Origin of the sequence: Mycobacterium conspicuum (genome assembly GCF_010730195.1) — a bacterium.
In the GTDB taxonomy this organism is placed as follows: domain Bacteria; phylum Actinomycetota; class Actinomycetes; order Mycobacteriales; family Mycobacteriaceae; genus Mycobacterium; species Mycobacterium conspicuum.
The window spans coordinates 2,815,741-2,841,510 of sequence record NZ_AP022613.1 but is presented as its reverse complement, the minus strand read 5'-3'; the positions used below and the strand labels follow the sequence as shown (position 1 = coordinate 2,841,510).

20 protein-coding genes and 1 riboswitch are annotated in these 25,770 nt (G+C 66.9%); of the genes, 1 reads left to right on the top strand and 19 read right to left on the bottom strand.

The genetic code is table 11. The features are described from left to right. Positions 1-270: 270 nt before the first annotated feature. A riboswitch (M-box (ykoK) riboswitch) is annotated at positions 271-443 on the bottom strand. 65 nt (positions 444-508) lie between these two features. The 17 genes from G6N66_RS13185 to G6N66_RS13105 all read right to left on the bottom strand — a co-directional run bounded on the left by G6N66_RS13185 (position 509) and on the right by G6N66_RS13105 (position 18,319). After that, positions 509-1,717 (bottom strand): PPE family protein, encoded by a 1,209-nt coding sequence (locus G6N66_RS13185; RefSeq protein ID WP_085235106.1) that lies wholly within the window; start codon positions 1,715-1,717, stop codon positions 509-511. 513 nt (positions 1,718-2,230) lie between these two features. Beyond that, on the bottom strand, positions 2,231-4,063 hold the full coding sequence (gene eccA / locus G6N66_RS13180; protein ID WP_085235107.1) for a type VII secretion AAA-ATPase EccA: 1,833 nt from the start codon (positions 4,061-4,063) through the stop codon (positions 2,231-2,233). After that, a complete protein-coding gene (gene eccE / locus G6N66_RS13175) occupies positions 4,060-5,268 on the bottom strand; it encodes a type VII secretion protein EccE (RefSeq protein ID WP_085235108.1) in 1,209 nt (402 codons plus the stop codon). The genes eccA and eccE overlap by 4 nt, the downstream gene beginning before the upstream one ends. Further along, positions 5,268-7,112: a type VII secretion-associated serine protease mycosin gene (gene mycP, locus G6N66_RS13170; RefSeq protein ID WP_085235109.1), complete on the bottom strand. Its 1,845-nt coding sequence runs from the start codon at positions 7,110-7,112 to the stop codon at positions 5,268-5,270. Before mycP ends, eccE begins: the two co-directional genes overlap by 1 nt. Then, positions 7,090-8,601 carry a type VII secretion integral membrane protein EccD gene (gene eccD / locus G6N66_RS13165; RefSeq protein WP_085235110.1) on the bottom strand — a complete coding sequence of 504 codons (1,512 nt, stop codon included), beginning with the start codon at positions 8,599-8,601 and terminating at the stop codon, positions 7,090-7,092. Before eccD ends, mycP begins: the two co-directional genes overlap by 23 nt. Before the next feature lie 275 nt (positions 8,602-8,876). Next, positions 8,877-9,779 carry an ESX secretion-associated protein EspG gene (locus tag G6N66_RS13160; protein ID WP_085235111.1) on the bottom strand — a complete coding sequence of 301 codons (903 nt, stop codon included), beginning with the start codon at positions 9,777-9,779 and terminating at the stop codon, positions 8,877-8,879. 109 nt (positions 9,780-9,888) lie between these two features. Further along, the gene (locus G6N66_RS13155) at positions 9,889-10,173 is read right to left on the bottom strand and encodes a WXG100 family type VII secretion target (protein ID WP_163645838.1); all 285 of its coding nucleotides are present in this window, start codon (positions 10,171-10,173) and stop codon (positions 9,889-9,891) included. Positions 10,174-10,224: 51 nt separating this feature from the next. Further along, entirely contained in the window at positions 10,225-10,518 is a 294-nt protein-coding gene (locus G6N66_RS13150) for a WXG100 family type VII secretion target (RefSeq protein ID WP_163645837.1), read from the bottom strand. A 332-nt stretch (positions 10,519-10,850) separates the two neighbouring features. Then, positions 10,851-11,150: a PE family protein gene (locus tag G6N66_RS13145; protein ID WP_085236592.1), complete on the bottom strand. Its 300-nt coding sequence runs from the start codon at positions 11,148-11,150 to the stop codon at positions 10,851-10,853. 318 nt (positions 11,151-11,468) lie between these two features. Beyond that, the gene (locus tag G6N66_RS13140; RefSeq protein ID WP_163645836.1) at positions 11,469-12,674 is read right to left on the bottom strand and encodes a PPE family protein; all 1,206 of its coding nucleotides are present in this window, start codon (positions 12,672-12,674) and stop codon (positions 11,469-11,471) included. A gap of 12 nt (positions 12,675-12,686) precedes the next feature. Beyond that, positions 12,687-12,986 carry a PE family protein gene (locus G6N66_RS13135; RefSeq protein WP_163645835.1) on the bottom strand — a complete coding sequence of 100 codons (300 nt, stop codon included), beginning with the start codon at positions 12,984-12,986 and terminating at the stop codon, positions 12,687-12,689. A gap of 81 nt (positions 12,987-13,067) precedes the next feature. Continuing rightward, positions 13,068-14,315 carry a PPE family protein gene (locus G6N66_RS13130; RefSeq protein WP_163645834.1) on the bottom strand — a complete coding sequence of 416 codons (1,248 nt, stop codon included), beginning with the start codon at positions 14,313-14,315 and terminating at the stop codon, positions 13,068-13,070. Between the two features lie 56 nt (positions 14,316-14,371). Continuing rightward, positions 14,372-14,596, bottom strand: a complete 225-nt coding sequence (locus tag G6N66_RS13125; RefSeq protein WP_163645833.1) for a hypothetical protein — start codon at positions 14,594-14,596, stop codon at positions 14,372-14,374. Positions 14,597-14,753: 157 nt separating this feature from the next. Next, the gene (locus tag G6N66_RS13120) at positions 14,754-15,959 is read right to left on the bottom strand and encodes a PPE family protein (protein ID WP_163645832.1); all 1,206 of its coding nucleotides are present in this window, start codon (positions 15,957-15,959) and stop codon (positions 14,754-14,756) included. 12 nt (positions 15,960-15,971) lie between these two features. After that, on the bottom strand, positions 15,972-16,271 hold the full coding sequence (locus G6N66_RS13115; protein ID WP_163645831.1) for a PE family protein: 300 nt from the start codon (positions 16,269-16,271) through the stop codon (positions 15,972-15,974). 168 nt (positions 16,272-16,439) lie between these two features. Continuing rightward, positions 16,440-17,687, bottom strand: a complete 1,248-nt coding sequence (locus G6N66_RS13110) for a PPE family protein (RefSeq protein WP_163645830.1) — start codon at positions 17,685-17,687, stop codon at positions 16,440-16,442. 422 nt (positions 17,688-18,109) lie between these two features. After that, positions 18,110-18,319, bottom strand: a complete 210-nt coding sequence (locus G6N66_RS13105; protein ID WP_085236543.1) for a ferredoxin — start codon at positions 18,317-18,319, stop codon at positions 18,110-18,112. A gap of 196 nt (positions 18,320-18,515) precedes the next feature. Between G6N66_RS13105 and G6N66_RS13100 the strand changes: the two genes are divergently transcribed. Further along, positions 18,516-19,682 carry a cytochrome P450 gene (locus G6N66_RS13100; protein WP_085236542.1) on the top strand — a complete coding sequence of 389 codons (1,167 nt, stop codon included), beginning with the start codon at positions 18,516-18,518 and terminating at the stop codon, positions 19,680-19,682. A gap of 67 nt (positions 19,683-19,749) precedes the next feature. On the opposite strand, the gene eccCa is transcribed toward G6N66_RS13100, so the two are convergent. Next, positions 19,750-23,925 carry a type VII secretion protein EccCa gene (eccCa, locus tag G6N66_RS13095; protein WP_085236540.1) on the bottom strand — a complete coding sequence of 1,392 codons (4,176 nt, stop codon included), beginning with the start codon at positions 23,923-23,925 and terminating at the stop codon, positions 19,750-19,752. Beyond that, positions 23,922-25,463, bottom strand: a complete 1,542-nt coding sequence (gene eccB, locus G6N66_RS13090; protein WP_085236539.1) for a type VII secretion protein EccB — start codon at positions 25,461-25,463, stop codon at positions 23,922-23,924. The genes eccCa and eccB overlap by 4 nt, the downstream gene beginning before the upstream one ends. Between the last annotated feature and the right edge of the window lie 307 nt (positions 25,464-25,770).

The following is a 25,770-nucleotide window of genomic DNA, read 5'->3' as shown; positions in this document are numbered from 1 at the left end:
CTCCTCGCCGAAAGGCCCGGCCGCCGTAACTAGTTCACGCCAATTCGGCGCACGAAGCTGGACTCCCCCCGCGCGGAGTCAAAAGATGTAGCCGAAGAGGCCGAGTTAGACCGTGGCAACGGTGCCGGGGCCGGGGCGCAACGAAATGATCGTCGATCTGGAATACGGACTATCGTCGGAACTCATTTCGCTCTCACCTCCTCACGGCCGGGGCATGCGCGGATGCCAACACTTTGCACATGGGATGAGAGCCCGGCGAAGCAGCCAAGTCCTGCACCCCTCTCGACAGAGCTTCGGCACCACACGGCGTATCCGGCCCTATGCCGGAAGCCACTTGGGCTCAACCCTTAATCCGGGAGGAGCTGTCCTGACCCTGGGCGTCTTTCGACGTTCGAGGTCAGTGGCCTATATCCGTGCGGACGCCTCACCTAGCGAGGTGCATGCGACAGCCATGGTTCCACCCGCAGCGGGAGCGCGTCAAGCTGACTGCCGGCCGCGCCCGCTGCCATCACCCGGCGGCCGGTGGCCGTGGCATGACGGTCACGTGGAACCCGTATCGCGGTCCGCTGCCGAAGTGGCGTCCGGCGGTGCTCGCCGCGGGTATCCCCGGCATCCCGGGCACACCGGCCGGACTCTCGGGGAGCGCCGTGCTGTTCCAGCCGCCCCCCGCGAGCGCGGTCCCCGCGTGGTTCTCCACCTGGGTGGCCGCGACCCAACTCTGGGGCGCGGACAGACGTCCGACCAACACCCCGCGCGCCAACTCCGCCGAAGGCATGCCCGCGCTTACCCCCGGCACACCCGTCGATCCGAGCGACGCGGCAGCGGAGCTGTAGGGCACGACGGGCGTCCCCAAAGGCACCCAGGTGGCATTCCCCGGCCCGGCACCCATGGGTGGTAGCGCCGTGGCCCCGGGTGCCGACCCGACGGCTACCGCGTTGATGTCTGCCATCGCCGCGGTGACGGTTTGTTGGATGATGGCGGGGCTGACGTACCCGGCCGAGACGAACCCGTTGACGAAGTTGGAGTCCAGGAAGCCCCACAGGTCGGTCGGCAAGCCCAGCGGCACGGCGAGTGATTGCAGCGCATTCGGAACCGCCGACGTCAGCTGGGCCAGCATCGTCTGCGCGCCGGAGGCCGCCGGTGTGCCGGTGGCCTGGGCGACCGCGGCAGCCTGGCCGACCGCCCCGGCCGGGTCGGTGGTCGGCGGTGGTTGTTTGAACGGATCCAATGCCGCGGCCGCGGCCGAACTCGCCGCATACGCATACATCGCCGCCGCGTCCTGCGCCCACATTTCGCCGTAGTGCGCCTCCGTTGCCGCGATCGCGGCCGTGTTTTGGCCCAGAAAATTGGTTGCGACCAACGCCGCCAGCTGAGCCCGGTTGGCCGCGACGGCAGCGGGAGGCACCGTCGCGGCGAACGCGGCCTCATAGGCGCCGGCCGCCGATGATGCTTGACTGGCGGCTCGCTCGGCCTGCGCGCCGGTGAGACTCACCCACATCATGTAGGGGGTCACCGCGGCCGCCATCGACGCGGAGGCCGGCCCCAGCCATCCCTCGCCGACCAGCCGATCGATCACCGTCTGGTAGGCGGATGCCGTCGCAAACAGCTCCGCCGCCAGCCCATCCCATGCCGCCGCGGCCGCCAGCATCGGGGGCGAGCCCGGCCCGGAATACATTCGGGCAGAGTTGATTTCCGGGGGTAGCGCTCCGTAGTCCATGGCTAGCATCTGCCGCAGCCTGCCGCGAATTGTGTTGCGATAAACGCGGATACGGTTTGGCGCTCAACTCGGGGTGATTCCGGTTGTGTCACAACGCATGACATCGGACTTGTCCTTTCGGAAGAGTCCGACCCGGCTACGGGGCCAGTCGCAGGCGGTAGAGGCGAGCATCAGGTACTCGGCGCCGGCCGTCTCGGCCAGGAAGGACGCCGTGACCAGATCGGAGAGGAGAAACTGTCATCGATTTCGTACAGCAACTGTCACGTAGACCTGTCCGCCCCCTCCCGTCAGATGCAGGTATCGGAGGCCTGATTGGCCGCGCTCACCCAGCAGATTTTGTTGGGCGCGGCATCGTTACCGCGACGCTGTGGAGGTCCGAAGCATAGTCGAGCGCCGCAGCCGCGGAAGCGATTTGGGCGCAACACATAGACCACGCAAATGACCGTTGCCCGGGTGTATCGCGAAAGTCGTAGCGCATGACGTCGGGCGCACGCCGGCCGCCATCGCGGGCACCTAGCCGGACTTCTTCTCGGCTACCGCCGCGCTCAGACCTTCGGCCAGGTCTTCGGCGGTCAATTCCTTGAACCGGCGCAATTGGGCCTCGCTGAAGTCGGTGAGGTCGCTGGCCAGCACCGCGTCGAGATCCTCGTCGTCCAGGCGGAAACTCCGGTGATCCCGAGCCTTCTCGACCACGTTGCGCACGAAGCCGGCGTTGCCGAGCGTGTCGATGCCGCGAATCAAATCCCCGTCTTCGGAGTAACTCTCGTCGTTGTAAAACTTGGCATACTGCGGTAGCAGGATCTGGACTTCTTCGTCGGTGATGAGGTCCTCGTTCTCCTGGGCCATCAATTTCGTCAGGGCAAGCAACTCGTCCGGGGTGTAGCTGAAGAATTCGATCACCGTCGAAAAGCGCCGCCGCAGACCCTGATTCACCTCGAGCATCTTGTCCATGGCCTTGGCGTAACCCGCACCAAAGACCACCAGTTCGTCACGGTGGTTTTCCATGTACAGCAGCAGCGTGTTGATGATCGCGTTGCCGTACGGGTCGCCCTGGTGGTAGCCCTTCTCATGCAAGGTGTGCATCTCGTCGAAGAAGACGGCGCCGCCCAATGCTCCCTCGAGCATCTCCTCGGTGTTCTTCTCCGCGTCGGCCATGTACCGGCCCAACAGCTTGGTGCGGCTGGTCTCGACCACCACCGGTTTGCGCAGCACGGTCAAACCGCACAGCTGCTTGCTGAAGGCTCGTGCCACCGATGTCTTGCCGGTGCCGGGCGGGCCGAGCAGCAAGGTGTGGCGCGACGTCACCGGTACCGGGAGCCCCATTTTGGCGCGTGCCAGGTTCACCTTGGTGGTCGCCTTGATGAGTTTGATTTCCTTCTTGGCGCGCTCCATGCCGAGCATCGCGTTCAGCTCGGCGTCTCCCTCGGCCAGGTACTTCGCGGCAGCCTCGGCGTGGCGCGCGGCCTCGGTCTGTGCCCGGGTCGGGGCGCTTGCGGGATCCCACGGGTCCGTGCGGGCCTCGATCGTCTCGGGGTCGGTCAGGACCAGCCGATAGTTGGGGTTGTCCAGTGCTTCACGGGCCGGGGTGAACTTCGGGTCCCGCGAATACACCCGGCGCAGCAACTCGACGGCTTCTTCCTCGCGACCCACATGCCGCAGACACATGCCCTGGGTGTACAAGGCAATGTTGGCCGCCCCCGGCACCCGGTCCCCCTCGACGGCTTCCTGCCCGCGCCGGTACGCCTCTTCGAAAACCCCCAGCGACGCCAACGCGGTGGTTGCCATCGCCGCGCCCGCGGCCTTCAGCTCAGGGTTGCGCCACTGTGTGCCCTCGGGAAACTGGACCAGCACCTCGGGCCAACGCTGGGTGCGGAAGTACAGCACGCCCCGCACGTAGGCGACCAACTCGTGGTCGAAGGGGTGACGTGGTTCGACGCCGTCGAGCAGTTTGGCCGCCTCCTGGTAGCGCTTTGCCTCGGCGAGCACGGCGGCGTACGCGCACGCCAACGACTCCACGCTGGTGACGGCGAGCCGCAGGAACAATCCGTCGGACACCTCGGGACGGAATTGCAGGTCGGTGACTCCGAGACGGCGAGTCTCCCAGCCGAATTGGCGCACGGCCGCCCATGCCCCGGAGAGCACCTCGATGCTCTGTTCGCCCGCCAGCACCCTGGCGAGCCAGGCATCGCACATCGACGGGTCGAGCGTGGTGGCCGTGTTGAACATTTGCGCGGCGACTTGAGGGTTGTGGCTGGGCTGTAGGCCGTTGACCGAAATCCCGGACGCCAACAGGCCCGCGACCATTGCGTTGCGCGCGTCCTCGGCGGTGGATTGTGGGCGGCTCATTGCCCGACAGGCACGCTGGTTGCGTTCTCCCGCACCTGACTAACGGATAGCACCAGGTCCTCTTCGTTGTGCAATTCTCGGCTGGGCACGCTCAGCAGGGGCCGAGGCGTCGGGGCAGGCATGCTGGCCCGCACAGCGGCCAACTGGCGGCCGGTGAGCCGGTTGAGTCCCGCCGAGACGTCCCGGGGTAGCCGGTTGTCGCTGTGGTAGCGCACCCAGCCGGACACGTGGGGCCGGCCGGCTCGGCTGACCAGCCGCAGGGTGAGCACCGTGGAGCCGATGTCGGCGCTCTCGGTCGACCACAGCTGGTCCAGTCTCTCGGAGTCGATGCCCGACGGCGACAACCAGAAGCTGGTCACGAACCCGTTGAAATGCTTGAGGTGACGCCAGCCCGGACGGCTCCAGGTCGGTTCCAGGTCGGACAGCACGGCGCTGTCAACCTCCGCGATTTCGTCGGCGGTCAACGGCCGAGCGATGCACGTCGGGCCGTCCAGATCCTGAGCGAGCCGCTCGGTGGCCGCGGCCAGCGTCGAGGCCAGCGAATCCCGGGCGGCGACCGCGGCGACATTGCGCTGCGGGTTCATCCGCAACACCAGCCAGGTGCGACGCTGGTAGGACGCGGGCTGATCGCCCACCACGTCCCACTCTTCGGGGCCCCAGTCTTCGAGCGCCGTCAGCTCGGCCGCGTTGCCCCCGCGCCGGACCTTCACCGCGACGATGTCGATGCCCTCGAGGTGAATGTCGAACTGGCGCAAACCTTTTGCCACCGCGGACACCGGCAACATCGCCTCCGCGGCGGACCGATGCCGGTGCCGCCCCGACGGGTCGTCCTCGCGGTCCTCGACCGCGATCACCGTAACCAGATGGCCGCGATGCTCTCGCACGCCGACCGCGTCACGCCCGAAGCGGCGCTGGTGATCGATCGCCGGCGTACACCCCGCGGCCAGGGCGGAGCCCGGATCGGCGGACCAGTCCCATAGCCACGCGCCCAATCCCGACGCCACCGTCAGGCCGTGATAGGTGACCAGCGACAGCAACGTCACCGCTGCGGCGATGCCGACCCCGACCCACCAGGCCACATGGTGATTCGCCTGCCATGACTCCGGGCAATGACTGGCCAACACCAAGATCACGATGTCGATAATGAATACCGCGGTGACCCGTGGCCAAGCCAAAGCCACGCCAAACCTGCGCTGAGCCTTCATCACTGCTCCGCCTTCTGCTTACGCGTTCGCGCGACCATCATCGCAACACCGAATGCAGCGCCGCCTACCAGTAGTGCCGCGGTGAACCCTCCGACGGCCACCCACACCGGCACCATATCGCGGTGGGCCACCGGCTTGGGCAGGTTCAACGGAGCCGACAGTTGCTGTGGTGGTTTCGCCGGACCTTCCGGTACATCCCAGGTCAGTGCCGCCACGGGGTCGACCACACCATAACCGACCTGATTGTCCACCCCGCGAGCCGGCGGCCTGGCCGTCCGGACCAAACGATTGATGATCTGGTATGCCGTCAGCTGGGGAAACTTGGCGCGGACCAGCGCGGCCACCCCGGACACGATGGCCGTCGAGAAGCTGGTGCCGGCCGGGGTCAGCAATGAGTTGTCCGGGCCGTCGATCGCGTTGATCAGGCCGTCGTCGCGCGGCGAGAGTCCGACGACATCGAGGCCTGGGGCGGCGATCCCCACCCACGGCCCGGCGATGCTCATCGAGCCCTGCCCACCGCCCTGAGTCAGCGGTTGACCATTGGTATCGACCGCGCCCACCGTCAGGACGTAGTCGCTGAACCACGATGGCGTCACCACCGTGGTGACCGCGTTCCAGTTGCGAGGGTCGTTGGGCTGCAAGGGATCATAGGCAGGGTTCTGCTTGCAGTCCTTCTTGCTGCTGTCTCCGGCGGCCGCCACGATGACGGCGTTCTTGTCGACCGCGGCATAACGGACCGCGGCACCCAGCGCGCGCTGGTCGATGATGTTGCGCGCGCTCATGCACTCAACCTCGGAGATGTTGATCACCGACGCACCCATGTTGGCGGCATGGACGATCGCCCGCGCCATCGTCTGGACGTAGTCGATCTTCTGCGACGTCTGCGGATCTTCGTCGCCGGTGTACGGGTCCTTTAGCGTAAAAGCGTTGCTGGACTGGCGAATTGAGATGATGTCGACGTCGGGTGCGATGCCGCTGAAGGCGTCAGCCGGCCCAGGCCCGGGGGGCGCGGGTGGCGGTGGCGGTGGCGGTTTGGGCGTCGGGTCCAGGGGGCGCGGCGCGGTCGGATTGTCGACGGCGATCACCCGGCCGGCGCCAGGACCCCAATGCGGAATGGTCACCGTGCCACCGCCGTGGTTGGCCGCGCCCGGAACCGGAGGAGGCCCCGGGGGCGGACCAGGCGGTCCTGGTGGTGGCGATGGCGGTGGCGGTGGCGGCGCGCCAAACGGCGGGGGCGCCTCCGGCGGGGGCGGCGGAACCATCGTCACGGTCTGCGGTAGCGGCGACAACGTAACGGTCTGTGGCGGCGGCGCTTTCGGCGGCGGTTCGGTGGTCGGGATGGTCACGGGCTTGCGCGGCGCCGCCGGGGGCGCCGCCGCACCGTTTGCCGGTGCCGCCCCGATCATCGACGCCACGATGGTGCCGTGGGCGTCGCAGTCCGAGAGCCCGTCGCCGGCCATCACGTAGTCGCCGCCGGCGATCAGGTGCTGGAACCTGGGGTGTGGCGTGACGCCGGTATCGATGACGGCGACCTTCTGGCCGGCGCCCCGGCCGAATGCCCAGGCCTCCTGCAGGTTCAGCATTTCCATGTACTTGGGCTGCACTCGAAAGTCGGTGCCCGGCAGGACACCGACCTCGGTGCAGTACGAGTTCTGCTTCATCGGTGCCGGCGGCCCGGGCGGGCCGTCGGGCGGTACCGCGGCCGGATCGATCGTCGGCGGCGTAATGGCCGACGCCGGCGGCAACCCGACAAACACCCCCGAGGTGAGCAGGAGCGCGGCGACGGTCGCGCGCGAGGCGCGACCGGACCGCCGCCCTCTGCTACCTGTACCGAATCGCTGCATAGATATCCATCAACCAGAATGCCAGCGGGAAAATCGGCATCAGGCAGAGGTATTCAATCCATTCCACGAACTTGCGGAACAACGGGCTGTAGATGGTGTTGGGCACCACCGCCGCGGCCATCAAGCCCGCCGCCGGCAGCAAGACCATGATCCCCACGCCGATCGACACCGACAGCGGCGACTCGAGCACCAGCACGTAGCGCACCACCACCGCCGCGACGATGAGCACCGACGTCCCGGCCAACGTGATCGCTTGCCAGCGGTCGACGTAGGACCGGCCGCGCAGCATCAGGAAGCCCGCGGAGAAGCCGGCCAGCAGCAGCGGCAACCAGCGCTGCGAGGTGTGCGGGTCGGACAGGGCGGTCAACGAGAAGATCATCAACACCCCGAGGCCCAGCAGCAGACCGGAGAGGTAGGACCGGGCCCGTTCGGCCTGCAACAGCACGTCGCGCACCGAAGCCGGACCTTCGAGGACCGGCGGGGCACCGGGAGTGCGCACCACCGTGGTTGGCAGATCGGGCCGAGCCTCGAAGACCCACCGGCTGGTCGCCGACGGGAAAACCGGCAGCCGGATGCCCGACAGTCGACGGGACAGCGCCGGGGCGAAGTGGTAGGCCAGCACGGAGACCAGGACCACACAGCTGAGCAGTGTCACCGCGCTTGTCGCCGCGACCATCCGAGCCAGACTGGCGACGGTCGCCACTGCGCCCACGGTGATGATCGCGGTGTAGGTCGACAATCGGCGACCGGTGAACTTCAGCGCGATCGCTGCCGCGACAGTGAGCACCGCGAAACCCAGCAACGCCTGGGGCGAGCCAACCGGTCCCGGCGGGGCGGCCGCGGCGGCCACCGTCAGCGGCGCGATCCCGCCCAGCAGCATGATGTCGCCGGCGCGCCGGTCCTGGCGCGTGCTGGCGCGGCTCAACACCAGCACCGCAACCGTCAACGCCAGCACCGCGACCACGGCCGCATAGATGGTGGTCAGCCACGAGTTGTGATGCCAGCGCCACCAGCCCAGCAGCAGCGAACCGCTCACCACGCCGCCCGCCACCATCGTCGCGCCGACCTGCACGGCGACGACCGGGTCGATCGAGGCGAATCGCTTGCTCAGATCCGATGCGACCGCGGTGGAAATGTGCTCGATGACCTGCGAGCGACGCTCGGTGTCCGCGATGAAACGGATCCAGAGCCGGTCGCCGTCGTAGACGTCCTGTTCGGTCAGCGACTGAGTGGCGCGCAGGGGCGTGCCGTCGACCAGGCAGAGCGCCCACCGGCCGCGGCCCACGGCCTCGAGCGGGGTCTCGCCCAGCTCACGCAGGCGGCCGTTGACCACCTTGAGCAGTGGATCGGTCATCACCGAAACGGGGGCGTTGGCATCCAGCAGGACGCCGATCTGGACGCCATCGCCGGCCATGATGCCAACCACGACCGCCCTGGGCGCCGATACGCCCTCGACGTCAGCTTGTAGAGATTCAGCGATCGCGGTCATCGTGCCGCACCCCCTGCCGTGAGGTAGCTCGTGGATGGGTTACCCCGGGGCTCTAGCCGCACGGGGGGCTGTGCCGTCGGGTGGGGCAGCTCGACGATCTTCGAACTCATTTGCCTCGCCTCGGTGTCGAATAGTGGACGGTGGTTTTGCTTTGTAACGTTGCTGCTGATTCTAGAGAAGTATGACGGGTTCGCATCCCGAGCGCAGGCTTTGTTCAATGAGGCTGGTTAACTTTACATTTCGTAATAGGGCGTTCAACCCGGCTCGAACCCGACTCAAACCCGGCGGTGCGTCTTCCACTCCCCGTAGGGCAGCGTGTCCAACACGGTCTTGACGCCGACCTGGACGAGTTGCGGGGTCGCGGGGCAGATGGCCAGCCAGGCCTCGCCCGACCCGGACGTACGGGCCTGCTGGTACAACGCGATTCGGCCGCCGGAGCCGTCTTTGAGTGAGAGCACCGAGGCGCTGGGGCCCTTTGCGTCGTCACGGTACTGGCGCGCGTAGACCGCGACTTCGGCCGCCGGGTCGGACAGCGCCTGACCCAGCGCGGCAACGGTGGCGGCGGAGATGCCCATTCTGCGCAGATCGCCACCGGAGAACACGTTAAAACCCGATTCCTGCCACGACTTTGTCGCTTCTAACATCTCCTCAAGGGGGACATTTACCGCATTTATCGCGGCCGCCTCCGCGTGGTGAATCGATTCCAATCCGTCCATCACCAGCGAGGCGATGGAGGCGCTGTCGGCGATCGCGACATCATCGACGGTGATGTCGTTGCCGACCCGCACCGCCGACACCCAGTGGTTGGCCCGACGGGCCAGCACCACGCGGAACTCGTTGTCGGGGATGTCGCGTGAACCGGGGGGCTGATTCTCGTCTTCGACGATGCCGTAGAGCAGCTTGCCCCGCGACAGCAGGGCGACGACCTCGATGTCCGGAGCGGCGAGCACACGCATCCGCGCGGCGACCTGCTCGTGCACCTCATCCCCGACGACAATGCCCTGCTCGCGCATGACCGCCATCCCGGGGTGTTCGTTCAGCCATTCGTTGTTGTCGGTGGATACGAATGGTCGGCACCGCAACTCCGGCGCGACGTGTCGAATGTCCAGGAGTGCCTGGAGCATCCAGAATCCGTCCACGTTCACGGTGATGTCGGTGCGGGTGCTCTGTTGGTCCATCAGTACCTCAATAGTCGTCGGTGAGTCTCGCAGTAACCAATGCCTTATTACACCGCAGGACGCGGCAGCACACCCACCCCGTGGTGTGCTGCCGCGCCTGCGCTAGTTGTTAGGCCCAGCTGGAGCCAACAGCGCTGTCCGTGCTGGCCATGTTGCTGCTGGCCGACTGCACCTTGGCGCCGTGCTGGTTGGCCTGCTCGTAGATCACCTGGAAGTTGCGACCCAACTGGGTGATGAACTCCTGGCAAGCCACCGAACCGGCGCCACCCCAGAAGTCACCGGCAGCCAGCACATCGCGAACGATGGCCTGGTGCTCGGCCTCCAACGAGGCAGCCTGCGCGCGGATCAGCGCGCCGTGGGCGTCAACATCGCCGAACTGGTAATTGATGCTCATTCTTACGTCCTCCTAAGTCGAATGTTCTTGGGATGCAGCAGTTTTGGATGACTAGCTGCTGAGGATCTGCTGCGAGGCCTGCTCTTGGGTCTCGTAGTTGTTCGCGTCGCGGACCAGACCGTCACGCACGCCGTGCAGCATGTTCACGATGTTGTTGAAGGCCTGGTTCATCTGGCCCATCGTGTCGTAAGAGGTCGCCTGAGCCGTACCGCTCCAGGAGGCCCCGGCGATGTTCTGCGAGGACGCCCACATCTTGCGAGCCTCGTCAGACACCGTCTGAGCGTGCATCTCGAAACGGCCAGCCATCGCCCGCATAGCGTGCGGGTCGGTCATAAAACGTGCCATGTTTCTCTCCTTGGTTGAAGTTGGTTGGTCTTCGTGCTGGAAGGTCTTAACGGTCAAGATTCCGACCCGATCGCGCGAGACGCGAATGCCGAGCCGGAAACTACTGGTCCCCCCTCTCGGTCAGTTGCCGGCGACCACCGGCCGTTCCAACACGGTGCGGCAGATATCGAGCCCAGCGGGGGTTCGAGTCGGACTGCTCATACCGTCCCGGGCGCTACCACGGCCCAGCCGTCGATCCCCGGGATCACCGACTACTGGGGGGTTGGCGTGGATGCCCGTCCGTAATGGTCCGTGACGGTCCATGCAAACCCTTGCCTCTTCTACCGGCCGGGTTAGCCGGCGGCGGCTGCGTTGGCGGCCTCGGTGGCCGCGTAAGAGCCGGAACTGGTCGAAAGGGTATTCACGAACAACTCGTGAATCGCCGCAGCTTGCGCGCTGACGGCCTGGTACATCTGGGCGTGCGCGGCGAACTGCGCCGCGGTCAGCGCCGATACCTCGTCGGCAGCCGCCGGCACCACCCCGGTCGTCGGAGCGGCCGCAGCCGCGTTCTGCGCGCTCATGGTCGAGCCGATCCCCTGCAGGGTGCTGGCCGCCGCAGCCAGGGCCTCCGGCTGTGTAGTCACAAACGACATGCTGTTTTCCTCCCAAAAATCCCAGCGTCTGTGCAAGAGACTAGATGACGGTTACCGCCTGAGCTGTTTTCCAGGCCGCCCGTTCACAACTGTTCACGGGATAGCGCTACGAATTCACCTTCAGTAACGCCACAGTAACAGCGCTTGACCTGGAATTGTGGGCGATCGCCGGGGCAAATACCCCGCGCGGCACCAGGGTGTCAGCGCGGCCCGACAAAACCGAGCTGACCTGGTGTTGCGCCGGTTGGTTCGCGCGTGCTGGAAAACCTCGCATCTCACTGACCTTCCGCCGCGCCAGGGCGGTATGCCATGCCCCGGCTAGCCTGCGGGCAGGGGGCGGGCCATGATGGTGGGTTTGAATCCGTAGCGGGGGCCGGTGGCGGCTCCGCGTGCGGCGCCCGTGCCGCCGACGGGCATGCCGCCGACGAGGTTTCCGGCGCCGCCCTCGCCGGCGGTGATGGGTTCGCTGACCGGGATGGCCGAGACCGGCTTGGTGGCGCTGGCCAGGGTGGATCCGGGCCAGGAGTGGGGCACCGACAGTCCGGCCACGTGCGCTCCGTGGCCCAGACCGGCGGCAACCTGACTGCCGGCGCCGCCGGCCACACCACCGAGGCCGCCGATGCCCTTGGGCACTGCGGCCGCGGCGGCCGGGGCCGCGCTGGTGAGCCAGCCCGCCGACTTGGCGATCTGGGTACCGAAGTTGCCCATACCGACGCTGAAGTACGGCAGGCCCTCAGTGTTATAGGCGAAGCTGGCGAACGGTTGGAAGCCGTTGAGCATCGTGCCGATGTTGGTGGGCAGTGCGGTCTGGCCGGTCAGCAGGAACCAGATCTCGCTGAGCGCCGATTTTGAGGTGGCGGTGTTGCCGATGAACGGGCCGGTCAGTGACTGGATGCGGGCCTGCACGTTGGTCAGCAGACCCTGAATCCAGGACTGCACCGAGGTTGCCGGGCTGGCGGTGGTCGAGTTGGCCGCCGCGGCCAGCGCCCCCGCCGGGTTGGCGATCGCGGGCGCATCGGTAAACGACTCGATCTTGGTCGCCGCCGCCGACGACGCCGCGTAGCTGTACAGCGCCGAGGCGTTCTGCGACCAGAACTCGCCGTACTGGGCTTCCAGTTGGGCGATCACGCTGTTGTTCAACCCCAACACGTTGGTCTGCACGGCCTGGGCCAACTCGGCACGGTTGGCCGCAATCAGCGGCGGGGGCACCACCGAGGCGAACACCGTCTCAAAGGCCGCCGCCGCGGCCGAGGCCTGCGCGGCCGTCTGCTCGGCCTGCCCGGCCGTGGTGCTCACCCAGGCCACATACGGTTGCACCGCGGCAACCATTGCCGCCGAGGTCGGCCCCAACCACGACTCGCCGGCCAGCTGGGTGACCACGGTGTCCAAACCCTGTGCGGTGGAAGCCAGTTCGGCGGCCACCGCGTTCCAGGCCGAGGCCGCCGCCGTCAGCGATGACGATCCCGGGCCCGAGTAAATCAACGCCGAGGAGACCTCGGGCGGCAACGCACCTAAATCGGACATGCCCTAAACCCCTTAACCGGCCGAGGCGGCGTTGGCCGCCTCGGTTGCCGCATAAGACCCCGAGCTCAAACCCAGGGTGTGAACGAACAACTCGTGAATGGCGGCGGCCTGCGCACTGACCGCCTGGTACACCTGCGCGTGCGCGGCGAACTGCGCCGCGGTCAGCGCCGACACCTCGTCGGCGGCCGCGGGCACCACACCCGTCGTCGGCGCCGCCGCCGCCGCGTTCTGCGAGTTCATCGCAGCGCCGATCCCCTGCAAGGTACTGGCCGCCGCCGCCAGCGCCTCTGGTTGCGTAGTCACAAACGCCATCTGATCTCCCTCTCAACAACCCTCCGGCCATCGAGACCCTCGGGAATCTGGATACTTCTGCGGTCAACTCGGTTCATGGCCTCATCCTGCCGATGGTGGTCGGGTCAGGACGCTATATCGGAAGCCGTAGCGCACGCCCAGGTTGCCCGCGCGTTGGGCTCCGCGGCCCCCGGCCATCGGGACGGCCGGCAGCGCGGCGTTGACCCCCGAGCCGGGTCCACCCGGCGTGGCGAAGTTGGCGCTGACCAGCTTGGTGGCGGCCTGCTCGCCCGCGGTCACCGGCGCACCGGCCCCGTTCAGCCAACTCGACGGCACCGACAGCCCGCCGATCCTGGTCGCCGACGACAAGCTCGCCGACGGCACGGCCGCATGGAAATGCCACCCGCCTGCGCCCAGGGCGGCGAACTGCGGCGACGGGATGAACGCACCACCGGAACCGGCCGTGGTACCCAACGGACCGTTGAACGTCTGCTGACCGATGGACCAACCGAAGTTCGCCACCCCCAGGCCGAAATAGGCCTGCAGCGTTTGCTTCAAGATCGCGGTGTACTGGCCGGGGGCAAGCCCGATCCAGTTGTTGGTCGGCGTGGGCAAGCCGTAGGTCAGGAAATCCTCGATGGTGTTCCACACCAACCCATGCTGGGTCGTGATCGCCGCCGGACTCGCCGCCAGCTGATGCAGCGCCTGGGGCACCGAAGCGATCAGTTGGCTGGCCGTGGTGGCCACCGTCTGCGCGGACTGTCCGGCCGGCTGCGCGGTGGCCTGGGCCACCGCCGCCGACTGCCCACCCACCGCGCCGGCATTGGTGGTCTTCGGCGGGTCGACAAACTGGCTCAGCTCGGTGGCCAACGCCGAGGAGCCGGCATAGCCATACATCGCCGCCGCGTCCTGGGCCCACATCTCCAAATACTGCGCCTCGGTGGCCGCGATCGCCGGAGTGTTCTGCCCGAAAAAGTTCGTCGCCACCAACGTCGCCAACAACACCCGATTGGCCGCGATCACCGGGGGCGGCACCGTCAACGTGAACGCGGTCTCAAAGGCCGCCGCCGCCGTGCGCGCCTGACTGGCCGCCTCCTCGGCCTGCGCAGCGGCCGCACTGATCCAACTCACATACGGCGTCACCGCGGCCACCATCGCCCGCGACGTCGGACCCAGCCACGGCGAACTCGTCAACTCATCGATCACCGACGTGTAACCCGTTGCCGCCGAAGTCAATTCAGTCGCCAACCCATCCCAGGCCGACGCCGCCGCCATCATCGACCCCGACCCAGGACCCGCGTACATCCGACCCGAATTAACCTCAGGCGGCAACGCTCCGAAATCGAGCACTTACGAACCGCCCAACCCGTACGACATGGATGCGCTCACACCTTCGCTTGAGGACCTTAGAAGAAATCGATCTCGTGTGAGGTTAGTTCGACACGACGATCTGGCGGCCCCTGCCAGTCCTGGGCGACGCCGTCGACCACGACGCCGATGCGGCCACTCGGCGCCAGCCCAGAGTGGACGCGCGGACGTGCGCACGGTGCAGCGTGTCCCACCGGTACGACTTTGACCTGGGAGAACTCCCCGACGACGCCGACCGCCGAGCGGTGCGCGGGAGCGGTCACATGGTCGTCGTGGGAACGTGGCGCAGGGGTGAGCACCTTGATCCCGGATAAAAATCCGCCAGCAGCAAAAGGCCGTCCCGACGGTCTGCCCTGAGATGCCTGAAGGCGCGCCGACCGCGATGCGGTGGGCGCGCCTTCAGCGTATGCGGTTGTGGCGTCAGCCTGCGGGCAGGGGGCGGGCCATGATGGTGGGTTTGAATCCGTAGCGGGGGCCGGTGGCGGCTCCGCGTGCGGCGCCCGTGCCGCCGACGGGCATGCCGCCGACGAGGTTTCCGGCGCCGCCCTCGCCGGCGGTGATGGGTTCGCTGACCGGGATGGCCGAGACCGGCTTGGTGGCGCTGGCCAGGGTGGATCCGGGCCAGGAGTGGGGCACCGACAGTCCGGCCACGTGAGCGCCGTGGCCCAGTCCGGCGGCGACCTGGCTGCCGGCGCCGCCGGCCACACCGCCGAGGCCGCCGATGCCCTTGGGCACCGCGGCCGCGGCGGCCGGGGCCGCGCTGGTGAGCCAGCCCGCCGACTTGGCGATCTGCACACCGAAGTTGCCCATACCAACGCTGAAGTACGGCAGGCCTTCAGTGTTATAGAAGAAGCTCGCGAACGGGCTGTAGCCGTTGACGAGTCCACCGAGGTTGGTGGGCAGTGCGGTCTGGCCGGTCAGCAGGAACCAGATCTCGCTGAGCGCCGATTTTGAGGTGGCGGTGTTGCCGATGAACGGGCCGGTCAGTGACTGGATGCGGGCCTGCACGTTGGTCAGCAGACCCTGAATCCAGGACTGCACCGAGGTTGCCGGGCTGGCGGTGGTCGAGTTGGCCGCCGCGGCCAGCGCCCCCGCCGGGTTGGCGATCGCGGGCGCATCGGTAAACGACTCGATCTTGGTCGCCGCCGCCGACGACGCCGCGTAGCTGTACAGCGCCGAGGCGTTCTGCGACCAGAACTCGCCGTACTGGGCTTCCAGTTGGGCGATCACGCTGTTGTTCAACCCCAACACGTTGGTCTGCACGGCCTGGGCCAACTCGGCACGGTTGGCCGCAATCAGCGGCGGGGGCACCACCGAGGCGAACACCGTCTCAAAGGCCGCCGCCGCGGCCGAGGCCTGCGCGGCCGTCTGCTCGGCCTGCCCGGCCGTGGTGCTCACCCAGGCCACATACGGTTGCACCGCGGCAACCATTGCCGCCGAGGTCGGCCCCAACCACGACTCGCCGGCCAGCTGGGTGACCACGGTGTCCAAACCCTGTGCGGTGGAAGCCAGTTCGGCGGCCACCGCGTTCCAGGCCGAGGCCGCCGCCGTCAGCGATGACGATCCCGGGCCCGAGTAAATCAACGCCGAGGAGACCTCGGGCGGCAACGCACCTAAATCGGACATGCCCTAAACCCCTTAACCGGCCGAGGCGGCGTTGGCCGCCTCGGTTGCCGCATAAGACCCCGAGCTCAAACCCAGGGTGTGAACGAACAACTCGTGAATGGCGGCGGCCTGCGCACTGACCGCCTGGTACACCTGCGCGTGCGCGGCGAACTGCGCCGCGGTCAGCGCCGACACCTCGTCGGCGGCCGCGGGCACCACACCCGTCGTCGGCGCCGCCGCCGCCGCGTTCTGCGAGTTCATCGCAGCGCCGATCCCCTGCAAGGTACTGGCCGCCGCCGCCAGCGCCTCTGGTTGCGTAGTCACAAACGACATGCGATTTCCTCCTCGATAACCTTCCGGCTCTCACCTTCGGGATTGGTTGCTAACAAGGTTAATTCGATCTGGGGCGCAGCACCTACTCGCTGCGCAATAGTTGCTGCCAGACAACCACTGTTCATTTGTTGGCCACTTTCATGCGTTTCTGGTCCCCCATCGGCGGCCTCATCCTGCCGATGGTGGTCGGGTCAGGACGCTATATCGGAAGCCGTAGCGCACGCCCAGGTTGCCCGCGCGTTGGGCTCCGCGGCCCCCGGCCATCGGGACGGCCGGCAGCGCGGCGTTGACCCCCGAGCCGGGTCCACCCGGCGTGGCGAAGTTGGCGCTGACCAGCTTGGTGGCGGCCTGCTCGCCCGCGGTCACCGGCGCACCGGCCCCGTTCAGCCAACTCGACGGCACCGACAGCCCGCCGATCCTGGTCGCCGACGACAAGCTCGCCGACGGCACGGCCGCATGGAAATGCCACCCGCCTGCGCCCAGGGCGGCGAACTGCGGCGACGGGATGAACGCACCACCGGAACCGGCCGTGGTACCCAACGGACCGTTGAACGTCTGCTGACCGATGGACCAACCGAAGTTCGCCACCCCCAGGCCGAAATAGGCCTGCAGGGTCTGCTTGATAATCGCGGTGTACTGGCCGGGGGCAAGCCCGATCCAGTTGTTGGTCGGCGTGGGCAAGCCGTAGGTCAGGAAATCCTCGATGGTGTTCCACACCAACCCATGCTGGGTCGTGATCGCCGCCGGACTCGCCGCCAGCTGATGCAGCGCCTGGGGCACCGAAGCGATCAGTTGGCTGGCCGTGGTGGCCACCGTCTGCGCGGACTGTCCGGCCGGCTGCGCGGTGGCCTGGGCCACCGCCGCCGACTGCCCACCCACCGCGCCGGCATTGGTGGTCTTCGGCGGGTCGACAAACTGGCTCAGCTCGGTGGCCAACGCCGAGGAGCCGGCATAGCCATACATCGCCGCCGCGTCCTGGGCCCACATCTCCAAATACTGCGCCTCGGTGGCCGCGATCGCCGGAGTGTTCTGCCCGAAAAAGTTCGTCGCCACCAACGTCGCCAACAACACCCGATTGGCCGCGATCACCGGGGGCGGCACCGTCAACGTGAACGCGGTCTCAAAGGCCGCCGCCGCCGTGCGCGCCTGACTGGCCGCCTCCTCGGCCTGCGCAGCGGCCGCACTGATCCAACTCACATACGGCGTCACCGCGGCCACCATCGCCCGCGACGTCGGACCCAGCCACGGCGAACTCGTCAACTCATCGATCACCGACGTGTAACCCGTTGCCGCCGAAGTCAATTCAGTCGCCAACCCATCCCAGGCCGACGCCGCCGCCATCATCGACCCCGACCCAGGACCCGCGTACATCCGACCCGAATTAACCTCAGGCGGCAACGCTCCGAAGTCAAACACCACCCCTCCTCAACCGGCCAGTTCGACGGTTTCGGCTAGCTTTCATCACACGCCATCTGCACTTGCAGCCGCACCGCTGCGAACACTTCTCGTCCTCTGGCCCGCACGACACGTCGGGCAGCCCGATATGTTCCGGGCGTTCACTGCTGAGCTGCTATAGGGATCATCTGCGGAAATTACTTTCTGCCTCATATCCCTTCAGGGTTTGAACGTCTTGCGAGCGACACCTCGTGGTGACCTAACCGTCGCTCGGCAAAGACTTTAAAGGGCGTGGCGGGCGTTCTGCGAATGCGAAGCCAAGTGTTCATTCCACGCAGATTTTTATTTAGGTACTGTTAAACCCCAAGTCTCAAGAAGCCCCTGCGACCTGCGGCGATGGCAGAATCGTCCTCCGTCACCGACGCATCCCAGATACCGTGCGTTCACTTCCCGTTTGAGTCGTCGTCCTCTAGGATGAGCGCCATCTCCGGGCAGGAAGCCACACCGTCCCGGGTCAATTGCTCGTCCTCGGGACGCACCTCGTGCTCTTCCAGGATCGAGTAACCCGATTCGTCGATCGGGAACAGGTTGGGATCGACCGCGTAGCACTGAGCGTGTCCTACGCACCTCGACTGTTCGAGACGAACCTTCACTCCGGCGTCCTCTCTCGACGACTGATGGGCCAGATCGGGGCGGGCAGATCGATACAAGATTATCCGCGACTGACCGACGCCTTCGGATTGGTGGGGGCCTGGCAGGCATGCAATATTGGCTGTGGCAGCACGGGTTGGCTGCACCGGCCGCGGGCGAAGCCGGAGCTATCGGATCAAAGGGAAGAATCTTGAACGCATGAGCACCCAGGGCCAGGCCGGGTTCCACCTACCGCGGCTCAATTACGAGTCGTTGCCAATGGCCGAAGACCGCGGTGTGGGCTGGAATGTGCTTCGCGACGCCGGACCCGTGGTGTTCATGAACGGCCACTACTACCTGACCCGACGCGAGGATGTGCTTGCCGCGCTGCGGAACCCGAAGGTGTTCTCGTCGACAATCCTGCAGCCGCCCACGAATCCGTTGCCGGTGATCCCGCTGGCGCTCGATCCGCCGCAGCACACCCGCTACCGCAAAATTTTGCAGCCCTATTTCAGCCCGGCCGGGCTGGCCAAGTCTCGGCCGGTGTTGCAGCGCCACGCCACCGAGATGATCGGGGCGTTCGCCGGGAAGGGCGAGTGTGACGCGATGGCGGAGTTCGCCAGCCTCTACCCCTTTCAGGCGTTCTTAGACCTCTACGGTCTGCCGCTCGAGGACCGCGACATGCTGATCGGCTGGAAAGACGCCATCGTCGGCGATAAGGACTACCTCACTCCCGCCGAGTTGCGAGGGGGTCAAGTCGAATTGTTCGAATACCTGTCCAAGGTGATCGCCCAGCGCCGGCAAAACCCGGGCTCGGACATGTTGTCGCAAATGATGACCGGACCGGGCGACTTCACCGACCTCGAGGTGTTGGGCATGAGCCACCTGCTGATCCTGGCGGGTCTGGACACCGTGACGGCGATCATCGGATTTTGTCTGTTCGAATTGGCGCGCAGGCCTGAGCTGCGCGTGGAGCTTCGCGATAATCCAAGGCAGATCAGGGTTTTCGTGGAAGAGATCATTCGGCTGCAGCCACCGGCGCCGGTGGCGCCGCGCATTGTCACCGAGTTCGCCCATGTCGGCGGGATGGTGCTACCGCCGGGCTCCCAGGTGCGCTTGTGCATGGCCGCGGTCAACCGTGACGGCAGCGACGAATGGTCGACCAACGACTTGGTGATGGACGGAAAGGTGCACCGGCACTGGGGGTTTGGCGGCGGGCCGCACCGCTGCCTGGGTTCGCATTTGGCGCGGATCGAGCTGACCCTGATCGTCGCGGAATGGCTCAAGCAGATTCCCGATTTCGAGGTGCCCGCCGACTACGTCCCCGAGATCAAATTCCCGTCAAAGTCCTTCGCGCTCAAGTCATTACCGCTGAGCTGGGTGTAACTGGGTGCAGCTAAGCGTGCGGTGGGGCTGACTCGAAAGTCAGCCCCACCACCGCGCTGTCGATCGACTACCGCTTCAGTTCGGTCGCCGCGACCTGGACGAACACCCCGGTGTCCTCGGCCATCAGCAGGCCACGACCGCGGGGCAGCGGGCCACCCTTCATCTTGCCGCGGATGAAGCCCTCGTCGGGGTCGGCGTCCATCACCAGCAGCGGCGCGTTCGCCTGGTGCAGTGCTCGCAACATCGGGTCGCTGCCTGCCGACGACCAACCACCGAACGTGCGGGTGGCGATCACATGCAGCCCAACGTCGGCGGCCCTGGTCACCCACGGCACGGCCTTGTGCAGCGGCGAGTCGAAACCGGGTGGCAATTGCTGGATGTCGTCGACGATCAAGAAGATCTCCGGACCGCTCCACCACGACCGCGACAACAACTCCTCGGCGGACAGGCCGGGCGGCGGCTCACGGCCGGCCAACGCCGCGGCCAGCTCGCCCATCATCGCCACCACACCGTCGAGGTTGTAGGCGAACTTCTCCACGTAGTCGGAGCCCAGGGTGGTCAGGAGCTGACGCCGCGGGTCGATCAGCCACACCTGCGCCGACGGCCGACCGGCCGGGGGTGGGGGCGCGCTGGTGGCCCCCGGCGCGTAGAGCCGCCCGATCTCGGACATGATGGTGGCCAGCGTCGTGGTCCGTCCGCATTCGCGCCGACCCGTGATTACCAAGTGCGAGTTCTCGGCGAAATTGAGGTAGACGGGCTGCAGGTCCAATTCGGATATGGCCCAGACGATTCCGCCCACGCCCACCCCTTGGCGGGTGTCCCGGGCTGCCAGCTCGCGCACCTGTTCCACGCCGAACTTCGCAGGCAGCCGGCGCACCGGCGGGGCCTGGCTCGTCGCGACCCGGCTGACCGCTTCGACCACGCTGTCGGACTCGAACGTGTTGTTGGGCGTGCTGGCCAAGGCCGGCCGGGCCACCAACGTGTGCAGGCCCGACTGCGGGTCCGCGTCGAGCCGGACGTAGTTGACCGCGACCATGCCGCGGCCCGGCTTGACCGGAACGTCCTTGGCGAAGCGCGACCGCACCAACTTGGCGTCTTCCACGGCGGCCAGACGCAACTCGACCCGGGAACCGAAGCCGCTCCGCACCGGCGGCCGCAGCTCCGATTCGCGGTCGGCGGTGGCGATCACGTGCACGCCGAACGAGGGGCCCTGGTTGATGATCACGTTCACCTGCTCGATCAGCACCTCGTTTTCCTCGGCCAGCGCCCGGTAGTTGTCGATCACCAGGTAGACGTCGCCGAAACCGTCGTTGGGTACGGGGCCGGCTTCGCCGCCGAACTTGCGGCGCCGGAACATCTCCATCGAGGCGATTCCGTGTTCGAGGAAGCTGCGCTTGCGGTCCCGGACCAGCGCGAGGATCTCGGCGACCGTACGGCGCACGCCGTACGGGTCCGTGGGGCCGACAACCTCACCGACGTGGGGCAAGCGGGCCACCGTGGTCAACGCCGTGCTGCTGTAGGCCAGGCAGTAGAACTGCACCTGCTCGGGCGTGTGCGTCAATGCGGCCGCGCAGATCAGCGTCTGCAGCGCGGTGGTCTTGCCCGATCCTCCGGCGCCCAGAATCAGGACGTTGGAGCCGGCCCCGGAGGTGTCTACCGTCCACGGCGGCTGGTCGTGCTTGAACGGCCGGTCGATGATGCCGATCGGGAACACCAGATCCCGGGCGGTGCCGTAGTCCTTGTTCCAGGGACGGCCGAGGAACCGGTCGACCAGGTCGTCGATGGCGACGGGTTCGGTCAGCGGCGGCTGCCACAACCGGTACGGCTCGAAGTCGATCTTGCGCAGCTGCTCAATGATCACCGTGCCGACCTTCGGCGTCCTGATGTGGCCCTCGCCCTCGTCCTCGTCGTCGACTTCCTCGGCCTCGATGGCCTCACCGTTGCTGCCGTTGCTGAGGATGGGCTCGATCTCCGGGCCGCCCACGCTCACCTCGAGGGGCGTGAACGAATTGGTGAACAACTGTGGGCGAACGTAGTCGATGCTGTGCACCAACGCGGGCGCTTCCTCGCCGTCGACGGTCACGCCGCGGGCGTAGTAGTCCCGCCACAGGAATTCGGCCTGGAACCGGATGATGTCCTCGAGGCTCTTCCGGAAGTAGCCCAGCCCCGCCTGCGCGGGCAGGTTCACCGCGTTCGGCACGCCGGCGGCCTGCGCCGCCCCGGCGGTGCGCGCCTTCAGCACCAGGCGGTAACCCATGTTCTCCATGAGCTTTTCGGCCCGGCTCTCGATGGTCTGCGAGGCCATCATCAGGTGGATCCAGTAGGCACGGCCCTGCCGGCCGATCGAGTCGAGGACGTCGACCGCGGTCGGCATGATGCGGAACCACTCGTAAAACTCGTCGATGACCACCACGAGCATCGGCAGCGGCATCATGTCCTGGCCGCGCGCCCGCATCCTGGCCCGCACCGAGTTGTACTCCTTGGCGTCGTCCACGCCGGCGCTGTCGCAGACCGCCTTGCGGCGGGCGATTTCGCCCCACAGCGCGTCCAGGAAGCGCTCCATCAGGGCCTGGTCTTCTTCGAGGTCGGTGATGATCCGCGACACGTGCGGCACCCCGGCGAACGGCTTGACGGCCGACCCACCCTTGAGGTCGGCCAACACGAACTGCAGTTCCTCCGGCGGATGACCGAGCATCAGCGATTCGATCACGGTGCGCACCAGCGTCGACTTGCCCGAGCCCGTCGTTCCGGACATGACGCCGTGCGGCCCGTCGCCGCCCTCGTCGAGCGACTTCATGTCCAAGAACAGCAGCTCGCCGTTGTCGGAACGATTGCCGAACGGGACCCGCAACCGCGACCGGCCCATCGAATCGGTGCGGCTGGCCCACAGCGCGTCGAAGTCGATGTCGGCCGGATCCTCAATCCCGTAGTAGGACAGGATGTCTCGGGCGCCGATGTGGGCGACCCGCTGGCCGATCTCTTCGTACGCCTCGGCGATCCGCCAGCGCGCCACCTTCTGCGCGAACTCTTCGGCCTCCGGGATGCTCAGGTGGTCGGTGAGCGCAAAGAACCACGGCTTGTCGTCGATCACCATCCAGGTGTCGCGGTCGCGGGGCAGCGCCTCGATCACGCCCCTCTTGTCGAACGTCAACGACCGCTCCGGCACCGATGACCACATCGAAGCCCCGGTGAGGTCGAAGAACGTCACGCCGTCGACCCCCTCGGAGCTGATCACATACTCCCATTGGGGATCGGTGAGGTCGGCGATGATCACATGGTGAGGTGTCGGGGTTTGCGCCGCCGAACTGGCGTGCCGGGGCGTGAATGACCCACGGCCGGCGAACAATTCGGCTTGCTCGGCGGCGAACTCGCGCACCGAGCCGTACACCATCCGCGCGCTGCCCGCCGCGTCCTGGCGCCTCGGGTCACCGAAATGGGGCAACCATTTGACCCAGTCCCACTCCTCCAGGTCGGAGGTGACGACGATCATGCGCACGTGGTCGGGCCCGTGCGAGAACGCCAGTTGGCAGATGATCGACCGCATCAACCCGAGCACCTGCTCGCGTTCGCCCAGCAGCGAATACCAGGGTTCGACCATGACCGAAACCATCTTCGGCAGGTTGTAGACGACGCTTTGATAGCGCCCGAATTCCTGCAGTGCCTTGCCGGTCACCGGCTCCAGCTCGATGTCGGTCGGCATGTTCTGCGGCTCGCCCCAGGTCACCTCGGGCCGGGTCATGCCGACGCCGACACGGACCACGCCGAAGTTGAGGTCCTTGCCGTCGGGCTTGCGCTCCCACATTCGCGACGACCCCACCGCGGCCGCCAGCGTGTTGGGCGCGGGGTGATACCAGCGGTAGTTGGCGTCCATGCTGTCCGCGGATTCGTTGGCGGTCTCCCGCAGCATGTCCAGCATCAGCATGAACTGGGCGCGCATCGCGTCCAGTTTGGGCCGGCTCATCTGCTGCTGACCGCCGAACCGGCCGCCGAACATCATCATCATCATGCCGCCGACCATGAAGATCGGGAAGATCGAGCCGGCGCCCCCGAACACGTGTGATCCGCTGGCGAAGACCATGGCGACCATGCCGCCCAGCAGGCCGATCACCAGGACGCCGACCACGATCAGCCACCAGGGCTTGCCCTCGGGCGGCGGAATGCTCAGCGGCGTCGGAAGGACGATGTTCTCCGGCTTGATGACCGGAGGCTTTTCCGGTGTGGGGCGCGCAAATCCACGTTTCACTTCGGTACCACCAACTCTGCAGGGGTCATGTCCATCGGGAGCGTGTCGTGCTGCACCAGCGCGTCGGCCCGCGACAGCGTCGGTCCTTGCGGCAGCAGCCTCAGCGCCACCCACGGCGCGACGCTGGGTGTCCCGTTCAGTCCCAACGCCTCGCGTGCTTCTTTGGTGTCGTCCACCCCGAACCGCGCGCCGGCCTCCGTGAGCCACCACAGCGATTCGGTGGTTTGCGCCGCCGGGTTATTACCCGTGACGGCAACGAAGTTCGCGTAGTTGGGACCGAAGAAGACCTGGTCGGCTTCGCGGCCGGAGGTGTCGGACTTCACCAGCGACACCACCTTGGGCTGGTCGCTGGTCTTGATCGGAATGGTCGGCCCGCTCACCACCTGCACGCGGGCTCGGGTCTCGCCGGCCGTCCGTTCCCACCACCAGCAGGTCGACGGGTTCTCGCGGATGTCCATCACATTCAATGGGTTGTCCGGGTACGACGACAGATCCAGCTTGTTGACCACCGGCATCTTGGCCAGCGCCGAGGGTTCCACCGTGATCGGTCGGGTGTTCACCGCGCCGCCGGCGTTCTCCATGATCTGGGCGACCAGCGGCGGGAGCGTCTGCACGCCGTCGGGCAACACCAAAGAATATTGTTGCGGACCGCTGATCTGTGGGGTGACGATCACCGTCCCTACCGGGCCGGGAGCCCCCGGGAACGTGGCCGGGCTCCCCGCGTTCGGCACGTCCGGCACCACTAATTCCGGTCCCACCGGCAAAGCGTCGAACAACGCGCGGCTCATCGGGCGGGCCTGGCTGACCTGCTCGGGCGTCAAGCCGAGCGGCAGCAGCACGGATCGGTTGGTCGCGTCGATGCGAGACCGGCGGCCCTCCCGGATGACCCAGGCGTCGCCGCCGTAGTTCAACACCACGGCGTCCGACCCGGACAAGACCTTGCGGTGGCTGGAGAGGTCCGGGGAACCGTTGATCACCGTGACCGTCACACCCTGCGACGACGGTGGGGTGCTGGGCACCCCGGACGACGTGGCGGAGCCTCCGACGGTGTCGCACACCAACCATGACGACGTCTGGGGCGTCTTCGGCGCGAACTCGGAGGGCGCACCAGGGATGCCGACCATCGGTCCGTGCGGCAGGGCGGCGATCTGGCTTGCCCGGACCGAGTGCGGATTGTCGGGCCGTCCGGTGATCAACCGCGCCGATGCCAGGTTGAGCGCCGGGTACAACCGGTCGCCCACCCGGACGTAGAGGGCGCCCGAGTCCTTGTCCGCGATGATGGGCGACTCACTGATTTGACCCGACGGGCTGATGAACGACCACAGCAGCGCGCCCAGGCAGATCACGCCCGCCGCGGAAACCGACGCCACCACCGCCAGCGTCTGACGGCGTCCCGGCTCGATCTCCATGCGGACTCGCCACCGGGTCAGCGCCATGGCGGTTCTGCGCGCGAGGAACTGATACCCCGTCACCTGGGTCCGCGTCGACAACCCGAGGCCGTAACCCGACCCCCGCTGCCCGCGGCGCTCTTCAGCCACGTTAGATCACCTTCCGGTCCAACTTTTTGTCCCAAAAACGCTGGATATCACGCTTGTTTCCGCAGCAACGCGCGTATCACATCGATAACGGTAAGGCACCTGCACCGACCTCGCCACGCGGTGTGGCGACCGTGATGCCCACTGCAGCCCCCGGCGCCGAGCTGCCACTCCTCATGTCCCCCGCCCGATTCCCACCGGATTCGTCGTGCCTACAGAAGGCATGTTAGCCGTAGACGGCCGACTCGGCCCGCGGAACGGACGACTTGTGTGCCCACCTCGTCGCGGGTTGAGCTGCGGAGATCACCGA